The organism is Acidaminococcus timonensis, from assembly GCF_900106585.1.
GTDB lineage: Bacteria > Bacillota > Negativicutes > Acidaminococcales > Acidaminococcaceae > Acidaminococcus > Acidaminococcus timonensis.
This window is the reverse complement of record NZ_FNWH01000006.1, coordinates 384,762-397,680: the sequence shown is the minus strand read 5'-3', so window position 1 is coordinate 397,680 and position 12,919 is coordinate 384,762. Positions and strand designations below refer to the sequence as shown.

Here is a 12,919-nt window from a genome sequence, read left to right as displayed (position 1 = left end):
CTCCTTTGAATTGTATTTTTTTTTGCTACATTTCTATTGTAGCACAGGATGTCAAGCACTCGTTGTCCTCCCCTGAAAGGGGAGGGGGACACAAATCCTACAACTCCGCTGCTGCACAGGCTGCCAGTTCGCAACGCTGGAACAGGGATTCCACTTCCGCCCGTTCCCCGGGTGTATGGGACCCTTCGCCCCGTACCCCCATGCCGCACAGGGTGGGGATGCCCGCTGCCACCAGAAGGCCTGCATCGGACAGTCCGCCCACCTGGATGCCTTCCGGACGGTGGTACCCCAGTTTTTCTGCCGTGGCTGCCACATGCTCGTACAGTTTCCGCACCCCGTCGGTGGTCTCCATGCAGTGCATCACCCGGCTCACATCCAGTTCCGCCGTGGTGTCAGGCACCGTATGGGCAGCCACCACCTGGTCCAGCAAGTCATAGATCTCTTTGCCGATGGCTTCATTTTTGTAGCGGATACCGATGCGGATCCTGCAACAGGCCGGGACGGTGTTCTCCCCGATGCCCCCTTCGATGGCCCCGCAGTTGATCAGCTTGCCCCGGGGAATGTCATTGGCCGCCTCCAGGGCCAGGATCTTGTGAGCGGCTTCCAGGATGGCCGACCGGCCCTTTTCCGGTGCGCTGCCGGAGTGAGCCGCCACCCCATGGACCGTAATGGAAACCGGACCGCCGCCGTAGCGCCCGATCACCAGGCTGTCATCCAGGGGCCCCGGTTCAAAGTTGAAGGCGGCCAGGGCTCCCTGGGCCTCCCGGGGAATCAGCTCCTTGGCGTTGGAAAGCATATGCAGATTTTCCTCGTCGGGCACCCCGATGAACCGGATGGGACGCTTTTTCCAGCCGCAGGCTGCCAGTGCCTTCAGGGCATACACCCCGATCACCAGCCCGGCCTTCATATCTGTGACGCCGGGACCGTGGGCAAACCCTTCCCCATCGATTCGAAAAGGATTGCGTTCCGCTTCCCCCGCCGGGAACACCGTGTCCATATGGCCCATGAATACCACGGGCGCCCCGCCGGCCTCCCAATTCCAATCGCCCACGATCATTTCCCCGGCATTTTTCACCGGTACCCGATGCACCACGGCCCCGGCCTGTTCCAGTTCACGGGTGAGGATGGCCCCCACGGCGTTCACCCCGTCCAGCTGCCGGGTCCCGCTTTCCGTATTGACGATTTCCTTCCAGAGGTCCAGCATGGCCTGACGGTGATCAGAAATGTATTGATGGATGAGATTTTGCATGACGCTGCGCTCCTTTGTTGAGATGTCAGAAATCAGAGCGGCCCTTCGGGCCTTAAAGATGTCAGCTTATTACGATAAGCAGAATGGTAGTAGGGCTTATCGCTACACTAGCTGGCATCTGACATCTTTCAGCCCCCTTCAGGGGGCGGTCTGACTTCTTTATTTTATCACAGAATATTCACCACAAACCCTGCCAGCACCACGGACGTGATGGTCACAGTGACGAAGCCGGCCACCAGCATCTTGGGCAGCAGGTAGTTTTCCAGGGCTTTCCGCTGGTCTTCCGTTTCCCCCATGGCGCTGGCCACTTCCTGGGAAATCAGCATGGTGGTGGGGAACCCGAAGGTGCAGGTGATGCCCAGGGACACCGCCAGGGTGAAGGGCATTTTAAACACCCTGCTGCACAGGGCCGCCGCCACACACAGCCCGGCCACGCCCAGAACCGCCGACCAGAGCAGCGGCGGCAGCACAGATACCACCTGCCGGGGCGTGGTGGCTCCCAGGTTGGAGAAGATCACGATGGTCACGAAGAAGATGATCAGCCCGCTGGACTGGGTCTTGCCCAGGATGCCCCTGTCCAGGAACCCCAGGGCATAGAAAATCACCCCCAGGATCAGGCACATGACCAGATAGTGGATGTGGCCGTGGGTCAGCCTGGCTGCATAGAAAGCCAGCGTGGCCACCAGGCCCAGCTTGGCCAGATACACGGAAGGCTTGTCGAACAGGGAGGGCAGCCGCACAGGCTTCTTTTTGGCCAGTTCCGCGGCTTCCTCCCCGGCGGCGCAGTAGGTGCCCACAAAGGCATCATCCTGCCGCAGCTGCCGTGCCAGACGGCGCAGAGCCACAGAAGCAATGGGAATCCCGAAGAATTTCTGGGTCACCAGGAGCACCAGGCAGAAGGTGCCCACATACTCCAGCCCCTTTTCTCTGGCAGCAGCCAGCATGATCAGCGTGGCGGCGTTGCCCCCGGCGAATATGGGGGAACCGGCAACGGCGATCTTGGGATCCATGACAAACTGCCCCACCAGGATGATGGCCGCCACGGCAAACACCACGCACAGCACGGACGTAACCACCACTTTCCATTCCCGTTTCAGTTCCGCAAAGTCGATGGTGGTGCCCAGGGCCACGATCAGCATGCCCACCACTGCCATGCCGATGCCCGACACCTGGGCATCCTTCATGATGGTCCTGGGCAGGATCCCCGACCAGAACCCGGCCAGCAGGATCACCGAAATCCCCAGCACCGTGGATAAAATGGCCCGGGTCTTCACTGCAATCAGTTCACTGACCGCATAAATGCAGAACAAAACGGTTAATGCTCCAATACTCCCCATAACACTTTCCCTCGCTTCTTTTCTTCTTTACTACGATAAAGTCACAATAAAGTCATTATACTCCATGGCGAAGCCTCTTGCAAGAAAAAGGCGCTGTGAAAAAATCATCCACAGCGCCTTTATTTCGCTAGCGTCAGCTGACTTCCATCGGCCAGTAACTAGTGACTCGTGACGGGGTGTGAAAAAGCATTTTTTCACACCTCCCTCTTTTCCTTTGTGGCTCACAGTCCCTGCTCCAGAGGCTGCTGCTCTCTTTCTTTCCCATGGTGGTGCTTCCGGTCATCTTCCACCGTCCGCACCCGCTCAATGGTGGGCTTTCCGTCCTTATCCCGATCGATGACCACAATGCGGATATATTGCAGTTCGTCGCCAAATTCATCCACCAGTCTGTCCAGGGTCCCTCCCTGGTTCAGTTTGGGATCGGCTGCCGCACCGCCCATAATGGCCCGGTACACCAGGGTGGCGAATTCGTAGCGGGTCATCATCCGGTTCCCCTTGAATTCTCCGTCCGGGTACCCTTCCAGCAGCCCGGCCTGAGCCAGTTTGGTCACATAGTCGTAGGCCCAGTGGTTCTTAGGTACATCCGGGAACAGGGTATCCCCTTTCCGCAGGGGCAGGGTCCTGCCGCCGCCATTGCCGGTCAGCTGATTCACCATCTGGGTCAGCTGGCCCACGGTGGCTTTCAGATCCCGGATTTCCTTGGCCATGGCCACCCGGCTGTTGGACACATGGTTGTGCTGGCCCAGCTTGAAGGTGACGCCGGCATTCACCATGTTCTCACCGCCGCCCATGCTGCCGCCCACACTGACCATCACATCTTCCGTAGGCCGGTAGAAGGCCCCGATGGCCGCTGCACTGGCTCCATGGTAGTTGCCGTACCCAGCGGCAAAATCCCATTTGTCATCCGGATCGAAGTCCTGGGGATGGAGGGCTGCCAAAGCGGCCGCACCGGCACCGGCCCGGTTGATCTTGTTATCCAGATGGTTAACCGTATTGCCCAGTTTGCCGATGGCCTGATCCCGGGCATAGAGCTGGCTGCCGTTCACGGCCTCCGTGGAATCAGGAGATACCTTTCCGGGCGCCACGCCGCTGATGGTATTGCCGCCCATGTTGACGTTGCCGTCCTGCACGGTAATGGTGCGGTTGGCATCGCCGGTTTTGATGGTGAGGCCACCGTTGTTAATAGTCGTGTTGCCCGTGGTGACGCTGTTGAGGCCGGTCAGGTCCTTGGCCAGACGGACCTGCAGCGTATCAGCGGCACCTTTGACGATGCCAATATTGTTATCACTGCTCACATCTTTGGCACCGCCCTGGATCTTCAAGGTATCGCCCAGGCCTACGGTGACCTTCTGGCCATCATCACCCTGGAAGACCCGGCCGCTCTTCACCTTGTCGCTGACGGTCTTCAGCTGGTCTTCCGTGGCGGCCCGGCCGTTCTGGATGTGTTCACCATCCCAGTTCCTGTTGTCCAGGCCGTTCAGGAAGTTGCCGGTGGCCGGGTTCTTGTCCCCAGCCCCATTGGCCTGCTGGCCCAGGGTCAGGGGCTTGTCTCCGGAACCGATGGTCACCTGACCTTCAGAGCCTTTGACAGTGACCTGTTTGGTGGGATCATTGCCTAAGTTGATATCATCATTCAGGTTCACCGTATGGTCTTTCACGGTGATGTTCTTGCCGCTCCTGGCCTCAGAAGCCTGAGCTTCCTGCTGGGCCAGCTGCTTCACATCTCCGATGCTGGCGGCGTTGTTGTCGCCGGCAGTTTTATACTGGTTGCCGTCGATGCCGCTGGCGATGTTGGTGATCTGCTTGGCCCCGCCGTTGATGCCCTGGTCCGTAATGGTGATACCACCCACTTTCACCTGGTTGGTATCCACTCCATCTTGATCGATGGTGGTGTTCCCGGCTTTCACACTGCCATCGGTCCCCAGGTCCACATCTTTGTTCAGGGAAATTTCCAGACCACCGTCCTTGACTTTCGTCTGGATGTTCTTTCCATCGCCCTTGACGGCAATGGTACCGCCCAGGTCTTGCTTCACGGTGTTACCCGTTTCATCTGCCAGGCCGAAACCGCCCTGTGCCTTACCGGAAATCTGCTGGATGGCGTCCTTCAGCTGGCCTTCCGTAGCGGCACGGTTTTCCACCACATTGTCTTTGTCCCAGGCCTTGTTGTCCAAGCCGGTGATGTAGTTGCCGGTCTGGGCTGCTCCGTCACTGCCATCCGATTTCTTGCCGGTAACGGTCTGCTTCCCGATGGTGATTTTCCCGGTCGTGTCATTTCCTTCGCCCACCGTGACTTTGGTAAAGTCCGGCGTATCGGTCATGACGATTTCCAGGCCATCGCCCTTTTCATTGCTGCGGACGCCCAGATTCTTGCTGGATGCCTTTTTCAGTGCATCCCCATCGGTGATGCCGCCCGTAAGCGACAGAGTCGAATTGAGCTTCTTGCTGACTTCTTTGCCGTCATTGCCCACGAACTTCAGGCCATCGTCCATGGTAGCCACTTCGTAGTTTTTGCCATCACTCTGGTACTGGATGCGCGGAGCCTGCTCGATGGTCGTTTCTTTGCCTTCCTTGTCTTTGATGACTGTCTTGACATTCTTGCCATCATCCAGCGTAGCCGACTTGAGATCCGTCGTGATGTCGATGGAGATGCCATCCTTGCCCTTCTCACCTTTCGGACCGGTCAGGCCGATATGGCCCACGCCGTCCTTGCCAGCAATCGAAACCGCATCTTTGCCGTCCGTTCCGGAAATGCCAACTTTGCCGTCAGTTCCGTCAGCGCCGTTCGGGCCGGTGACGGAAACACCGTCTGCGCCATCCTTACCGGTGACGAAGAGACCGTCTTTGCCATCTTTGCCCGGCTCGCCATCATGGCCGATGACAACGGTGGTGCCGCCCTTGGTTTCCACAGTGACTTTACCGTCCTTGCCGTCTTTACCGGCCACACCCGGCTCGCCCTTCTGGCCGATAGCCAACTGGTCGTTGAGCTTGATGTTGTAGGTCAGCACGCCATCGCTGTCTTTCTTGGCTGCAATCATCAGGTTGCCGCCGTTGGAATCATAGTCACCGTATGCACCGGCCGTGGCGCTTGGAGTAGCTTCGGCGGGGTTGAACTTGTCGTTGACTGTGACCACGGTGCGCTTGCCGGCGGCAGTGGTGGCATTGCCAATGGCTTCGCTGACCTTGGCCAGCTGGTCTTCCGTAGCCGCCCGGCCGCTGACGTAGGACGGATTCGTGGTATTCCAGTCCTTGTTGGAAAGGCCTGTCACATAGCTGCCGGCGGGAGCTGCCTTTTCCGTTTCTTTGCCATTTTCAGTGAGCTTCAGCGTATCAGCCGGAGCCCTGCCGATCTGGGCAGTACCGGCGGTGACCTGTCCATTGGCAATGGTCACTTTTTCGTTGTTCTGTCCTGCGGATGGATTGGGATTGTAGAAGACAGCACTGTCAAAGGTCGGAGTCTTGCTGACGGCCACAGTAATGGTCTTGCTGTCCTTGGACGTGGAGACAATGGCGTTGTCCCTGCCTTCAAAATCCAGGGTATCGCCGTTGAGGATGGAGCTGGAAATACTGCCATCGTTCTGGGTGGTGACCTTGAAGCCCGCTGCTTTGAGCTGGGCGACGTTGACGGCATCTGTATCCTGGGAGCCTGCTGCTACGCCGGTAATCTGACGGGTCAGGGTGCTGCCGTTTCCGACAGCGATGGCATTGGCATTGGAAACCCACGCCGCAGTCGTATTGGTGGTATCTCCCTTCGTCAGCAGATCATAGCCCTTGGCTCCGCTCTTGCGGTCTGCCACTGCCCCGCTGCCCAGAGCTACACTGTCCTCCAGGGTCGCCTTAGCACCGCTGCCGATGGCGGCGGCATTGGTGGCCGACGCTGCGACTGTGCCGCCCAAAGCAGCCAATGAATTTTCTGCCGCAGCCGTGGAGTTTTCCCCGAAAGCCAGGGAATTTTTCCCACTGGCCGTGGAATCGCTGCCGAAGGCCGTGGCACTTTCTCCGCTGGCGGTGGTCCGTTCCCCAAAGGCGGTGGCATAGGTGCCGCTGGCTACAGTACCGATTTTCGTTGTAGTACCATCCTCATTGGAGATGACTTTATCCCCGCCGCCCCAGGCCGTGGCATACTGGCCGGTGGCCTGATTCTTGTTGCCAAAAGCCGTGGCGCCGATCGCGGTTGCCTGGGTCAGATTGCCAAAGACCGTAGCATTCTGCCCGGAAGCCGTGGTATCGATGCCGAAAGCCGTGGCATTGGACTGGGTGGCCTGGGTTCTCTGTCCAAAGGCCGTTGCCCGTTTTTCCAAAGCTTTTGTTTCCTGGCCAAAAGCAGTAGCGTTCGTACCGGACGCCGTGGTCCGTTCGCCGAAGGACAGGGCATTATCCCCGCTGGCCACATTGTCGGCCTGCTCGGCGGTGGTATCGGTCTGCTGACCGCCAAAGGCCAGGGCATAGCGGCCGGTGGCTTTGCCATACTGGCCGATGACCGTGGCGCCATAACCTTCCGCCTGGGCGCCATAGCCGATGGCTACGGCGTTTTCCGCATCCTCCGTTGTAGATGCGCTGACCCCAGCTGCCATGGAATTCTTGGCTACAGCGCCTCCATTGGTGTAGTTGGTATCTGTTTCCGTATCAGGAGACCAGACGCTGTAGTCATGCATATTGACCTTCTGGGTAGCGGCTTTCAGCTGGGCCACGTTGACAGCATCCGTATCGAGAGTACCAGCAGCCAGATTGTTCAGCTGACGGGTAATGGCGGAGACTGTGATATTACCCTCGTCATTCCGTTCTTCTGCCCGGCCGATGGAAACAGCTTCATCCGTGGAATACCAGGTTGATGTATCGTCCATAGAAGCCACCCCGGTCCGCGGATCATAGCCTTCTATATTTTTATCAGCACCGGATTTGGAATTTTTTCCCAATACAATGGAATTGGCCCGCCAGGCATTGGTTCCTTCCCCGATGGCAATGGCGTTTTCTCCCCAGGCCCCGCTGTTCTGGCCCAGAGCAATGGCGTGAGCATTGGTCCCGGCGCCAGATCCCAGGGCAATGCTGTAATCACCCCAGGCTCCGCCCCCGCCCAAAGAGACTGCATTTTGTCCCGTAGCTTGGGAACCAGCCCCAACCGCAGCAGATTGATAGCCGGAAGACTGGGACCCATAGCCTACAGCCGTGCCCGTATTGGAGGCTTTGGTCCCTTCCCCTACGCCGGTACTTGCATAGGATACATTGGAATTGTGGCCCAAAGCCACACCGTATTGTCCATTCACAGTAGCATTGGAACCGATGGCTGCCGCATCGCTGGCACTGATGTGGGCGCCGCCGATGGCAGTGGAATTAGAAATATTGTCCCAGTAATCAGAAGCACTGGCCGTAGAATTATTCCCAATAACCGTTAAATTCGTCCCATTGGCATTGGCCCCGCCAATGGCCGTAGTATTACTTCCCTGGGCAGAAGTCCCATAGCCCAGGGCCGTGGAATGGTCTCCTGAAGCCGTCGAGTTGTTGCCTACCGCCGTGGTATAGGCATAGGTAGCATTGGCCCCCTGGCCTACTGCAGTAGATTACCAGCGTGGCCACCCACAGCCGTACTCTGGGAACCTGTAGCTGCAGAACCACTGCCTACGGCCGTGGCCTGAAAACTTCCGGCAACACCGCCTACGGAAACTGCCTGCCCGCCCGTGGCCGAACCGCCTACGGTGATGGCCTGACCGCCGCTGGTCGAGGAACCGGCCCCGATGGCAATATCGTTGGTGCTGTTGGTGTGGCCTCCGATGGCAATGGAGTTATCCCCTCCAGCACTGGCAGGATTGCTATCTCTACCGATGGCAATGGAATTCTTTCCGATAGCATGGCCGCCTATAGAAGTGGAATAAGATCCCTGGGCAGTGGATCCGTACCCAACTTCTACAGAATATTCTCCTTTAGCATGACCACCAACAGCTACCGAATAAGCACTTTGGGCTGTGGAATCTGTCCCTACCTGCACCGCATGAGATCCTTGGGTATGACCTCCTATAGCCACAGAGCCTTCCTGCTGGGCGCTGGTCCCGGAACCGATGGCCACACTGCCCGAACCGCTGGCCACAGCCCGGTATCCATACGCAGAAGCGTTCGTACCGGAAGCATAGGTATTTGTACCCACGGCCGTGGCATTATCTCCTGTTGCCACAGCACTGACCCCGGCGGCCAGGGCATTGTTGCCGGTGGCGCCGTCGTTCAGGTAGTTGTTGCCTCCGGCTGCATCAGTATCAGATGTGGTCTTGACGCTGTAGTAATGGGTCATGGCTTCTTTCAGCTGGGCCAGGTTCACGGCGTCGCTGTCTTCACTGCCGGCGGCCACGTTGGTAATCTGACGGCTGGCACCGCCATTGCCAATGGAAAGGGCCCCTTCCCCGGACTTCCAGGCCACGTCGCTCTTCGTAGAGGCCGTGCCGGTCTTGGGATCCCAGCCGGCGACGCCCCCATCCCGGGTGGCCTCGGAGCCTTTGCCCAGGGCGATGGAGCCTTCTGCCGTCGCTTTGGTATCTTTACCCATGGCCACGGCATTTTCTTTGGCAGTAGCCGTATCGCCGATGGCCACGGCAGAATTGTCGGCACTGGAGTTGTAGCCCACGGCTACGGCATTGCTGCCCTTGGCAGTGACATGGGTACCGGCGGCAATGGAGTTGCTGGCAGCCTGATAGAGGGTGACGGAATAGAGTTTGTCCGTGTTGTCCTCTTTTCTGTAATTGTATACCGGATTTCCCCCGCTGTCCTTGTCGGCCTTCGTGGCATCGCTGGTGATTTCTGTCTTTGTCACTTCTTCCTTGGTATCCGGGTCTTTTTCCGTATAGGTATGGATGTACTGGGGCGTAGTGGTAGTCTTGCCGGCAGCATCCCGGAAGACCTGGGGCACTTTCGTCGGCTTGCCGCTGGTATCCTTGTACCAGGCGGCATTGTCTGCAGATGCGGTCTTCTTGCCGTCGGCGTCCACGTAGTAGGTTACCGGTTTGTTGGTAATTTTGGCGTTATTGCCGATGGCCGTGGAATCGTCCCCTTCTGCCTTGTTCTGGTAGCCCACGGCCGTGGAGCCGCCGGCCTCGGTGGAAAGATTCAAGTCATGGGCCTTGCCTTCCCCGTCCACCAATATGGTGTTGCTGTCGTCATCCAAAGGCTGGCCATCCTTTTTCGTATCGCCCTCCGTCACATTCCGCAGGGTATCGGTCTGGGTGCCGATGGTGGTGTTGTTCCGGCCATTCTGATTTTTCCCTTCGGCCACAGTCTTCGCATCGCCGATGGTCAGGTTGCCTTTGTCATCGTAATAAGCGGAAGCGCCATGGTACAGGTTCACAGAATCCGCCGCCTGCACCGTCCCTGGTGCTCCCAGCAGGAAGCCCAGGATCAGAGCCAGGACACAGGTTCCTCCTGCCAGACTGGTATGGCTGGAATGAGCCTTTCCCTGGTTTCGGGCAATTTCCGAAACCACTACATAGCAGTGGCGCACCTTGCTGTAAATCACTTTATAGATTTTATTCATGTTGTCGCTCTCCCCTTTTGCGAAGTAAAATACCCGGCTGACCGCTACCCAACCACTAGCAAGCAAACCGTTTTATATGAATAGTCGCAAGTAATTGATTGTAGATACAGCTGTCATTATACCATCAGAATAAAGTGAATAAAAGATGAAAGTTGCATTATTCCGACATAAAAATACTTTAAAAAGCAATGATGTGACACCTGGAACACTTCCCTGCACACAAGAAGGAGTCAGATACGCGAAAACGCGGAATTGAGTTCGTGGCATAGTACTAAAGCGTACATGCCGCGGACTCAATCCCGCGTTGACAAAGCAGATGGGTGCATATCCCGCGTCTGGGTTATCCGGTAGCTTACTCGCCGGGCTTATCAGTCCTCCCCGCCAGATAATCCAGTGTAGTGTGGTAAAAATCGGCCATCTGGATCAGTTTATCCAGAGGGATCATGCGCTTATCCAGTTCGTACATCCCGTAGGAAACCTGGGTGCAGTGGAGCACATCGGCCACCTGCTGCTGGGAAAGGTTGTTGATTTTACGCAGGTACCTCAGCCTCCGGGCCCAGGGAGTAAGGACCTGATTTTTCTGCGGCTTCTCCGAAACAGGAAAATCTGTCATTGCACTTCCTCCTCCCGTCCTTTGGGCTGCTCATTGACCGATTTCTGCTGGGGTTCCACCAGCACGGGGATCTGCAGCCGCAGAAAGGGCTGTGGCCGCCGGAAATCATCCCTGGCAATGTTTACTCAGGAGCCGGCAAATCAAATCGCCGTCCACCTGCAGATGGTTTTTCCGGCAATGGTCGGCCATGGCCTCCAGTGCTCCATCCAGTTTGGCAAAATCATCCACATACGTACAGAAGCAGAGCCGTCCCTTCCGTTTCAGCACCTGGGGCCGTTCTCCATAGATTTCATCCACATAGGCTTCCAGTTGGGAAGCATGGTACCGATGCTCCAAGAAATTGGCCATTCCCATGGTGAAACCGGTAAAGAACTGATAGCGGGCCGGAATATGGATGCTTTCCAGATGGTCGTATAACAACGATATACCATACAGGTAACTGCCGAAATCTTCATGGAAATAATCCCGGTCGGCAGGTTCCGAATACACATACTCCGAATGGAGGAACTGCAATGTGAACGTACCTTCCGGAGGCAGACTCAGATACCGTTCCAGCCCATTCAGGGCTTTGTAGAGCATATGGCGCTGCAGGGAAAGCTGCTGGATCTGGGCTTTCACCTGTTCCAGCTTTTCATGGTACATTTTATCGATCATGCTGAAGCTGTTCGTTTCGACCAGGCTCTCTATCTCTTTCAGGCTCAGTCCCAGGAGCGTGCAGGTCTGGATGGTGTGGAACACGGCGCTCTGCTCCATATCGTAATACCGGTAGCCGTTTTCCGGATTGATGGTGGCAGGTACCAGCAGTCCCAGACGCTCGTACAGGCGCAGGGTGGAAACCGTTGTATGGTTGATTTTAGCCATCTGGCCAATGGTGAGTTTGTTGTTGATCATGAGCATCACCTTTATAAAGATAATAGAATGAAGGGAAATGGATTCAAGAGCTGTGTAAAACTATTTTATAATAATTATACAACAAACCTTAAATAATATGCCAGTCGCTCCAGGAACGGATGCAAGCCCCTGCATACAAAAAAGGAACGTGAAAAATTTCACGCTTCTTTTTGTATGGCCTTTTCCAGGTCCCCTACTACCTCTCCCAGGTTGTGCTGCCGCAGATCGTCTTCGAACTGTTTCTGGATGTCCCGGAGCTTGTCGTCCAGGGCCGCATGGATGTTCCTCCCCACCGGGCACTGGGGGTTGGGGTTCTCGTGGAAATGGAACATCTCGTCCTTGCTGGTCTCCACCGCCTCGTACACGTCGTAGAACGTAATCTGGTCCAGGGGCCGGGTGATCTGGATACCCCCGGGGCCCCGGCGCACGGCGATGAGCCCGGCCTCCCGCAACTGTTTCATCAGATTCCGCACAATCACCGGGTTACACCCGATGCTGCCGGCCAGAAAGTCGCTGGTCACTTTATAGTCTTTGCCAAAATATTCCGTTGCCGCCAAGATGTGGATAGCAATGGTGAATTTCGTCGATACCTGCATGGTTGGTTCTCTTTTTTTGGTGTTCTTATAATGTAGTATAGCAGGCTAAAAGTTAGTTGTCAAAATCTAAATTACATCAATTACAAAAACCGGCTTTTCTTCGGCAGGGTGAACCGGCTTGTGTCCACCCCTTCCAGCTCCAGCAGCTTCACTTTCCGTTGCAGGCCGCCGCCGTACCCGGTCAGGCTGCCCCCGGCTCCCACCACCCGATGGCAGGGTACGATCAGGCACACCGGATTGCTGCCTACGGCGCCGCCCACCGCCCGGGCAGACATTTTTTCCATATGACGCTCCCTGGCCACTTCTTTGGCCACGTCTCCATAGCTGACCGTTTGGCCGTAGGGGATGGTCAGCAGGGCTTTCCAGACCTGGTTCTGGAATTCAGAGCCTTTCAGGTGCAGGGGCGGCCGCCAGCCCAGATGCCGACCTTCGAAATAACCATGCAGCCAGTGCTTGCCTTCCTGGATGAATTCGTCATCCTGGGCCTTGGGCAGCTGGTTTTCCAGCCCTTCCGGAGCATCGGGTGCCCCCTGAAAGTACAGCCGGGTCAGCCCCTGGTCGTCCGCCGTCAGGATGACGGTTCCCAGGGGGGATTCGTAGGTATCAAAGACTTCCATTGCTATCCCGCCTTTATGTAAACATTCTTTCGTTTTATTATAGCATATTTTAGGAGGTCATGGATAGCGGTTCCAGACGTGGGTAGATGCATGCGTACACACTCTC

The 12,919-nt window shown here is 56.8% G+C and carries 8 protein-coding genes and 1 pseudogene; all 9 read right to left on the bottom strand.

Going from position 1 to position 12,919, the window contains the following annotated elements:
* Positions 1-97 precede the first annotated feature (97 nt).
* The 9 genes and pseudogenes from BQ5462_RS05765 to BQ5462_RS05725 all read right to left on the bottom strand — a co-directional run bounded on the left by BQ5462_RS05765 (position 98) and on the right by BQ5462_RS05725 (position 12,813).
* Positions 98-1,249: a M20 family metallopeptidase gene (locus BQ5462_RS05765; RefSeq protein ID WP_071142440.1), complete on the bottom strand. Its 1,152-nt coding sequence runs from the start codon at positions 1,247-1,249 to the stop codon at positions 98-100.
* Between the two features lie 167 nt (positions 1,250-1,416).
* Positions 1,417-2,586 (bottom strand): hypothetical protein, encoded by a 1,170-nt coding sequence (locus BQ5462_RS05760; RefSeq protein WP_071142439.1) that lies wholly within the window; start codon positions 2,584-2,586, stop codon positions 1,417-1,419.
* A 221-nt stretch (positions 2,587-2,807) separates the two neighbouring features.
* Complete coding sequence (locus BQ5462_RS05750) at positions 2,808-7,829, bottom strand: S-layer homology domain-containing protein (RefSeq protein ID WP_071142437.1); 5,022 nt, start codon at positions 7,827-7,829, stop codon at positions 2,808-2,810.
* Positions 7,830-8,006: 177 nt separating this feature from the next.
* Positions 8,007-8,063: pseudogene (locus tag BQ5462_RS11670) on the bottom strand (hypothetical protein); the annotation flags it as partial.
* Between the two features lie 65 nt (positions 8,064-8,128).
* Positions 8,129-10,096, bottom strand: coding sequence for an ESPR-type extended signal peptide-containing protein (locus BQ5462_RS05745; RefSeq protein WP_071142436.1), 1,968 nt, complete (start codon positions 10,094-10,096; stop codon positions 8,129-8,131).
* Between the two features lie 352 nt (positions 10,097-10,448).
* A complete protein-coding gene (locus BQ5462_RS05740; protein ID WP_083378087.1) occupies positions 10,449-10,709 on the bottom strand; it encodes a helix-turn-helix domain-containing protein in 261 nt (86 codons plus the stop codon).
* 105 nt (positions 10,710-10,814) lie between these two features.
* Positions 10,815-11,600: a MerR family transcriptional regulator gene (locus BQ5462_RS05735; protein ID WP_071142435.1), complete on the bottom strand. Its 786-nt coding sequence runs from the start codon at positions 11,598-11,600 to the stop codon at positions 10,815-10,817.
* A gap of 158 nt (positions 11,601-11,758) precedes the next feature.
* Entirely contained in the window at positions 11,759-12,196 is a 438-nt protein-coding gene (locus BQ5462_RS05730; protein WP_071142434.1) for an Rrf2 family transcriptional regulator, read from the bottom strand.
* 80 nt (positions 12,197-12,276) lie between these two features.
* Positions 12,277-12,813, bottom strand: coding sequence for a methylated-DNA--[protein]-cysteine S-methyltransferase (locus BQ5462_RS05725; RefSeq protein ID WP_071142433.1), 537 nt, complete (start codon positions 12,811-12,813; stop codon positions 12,277-12,279).
* Positions 12,814-12,919 lie beyond the last annotated feature (106 nt).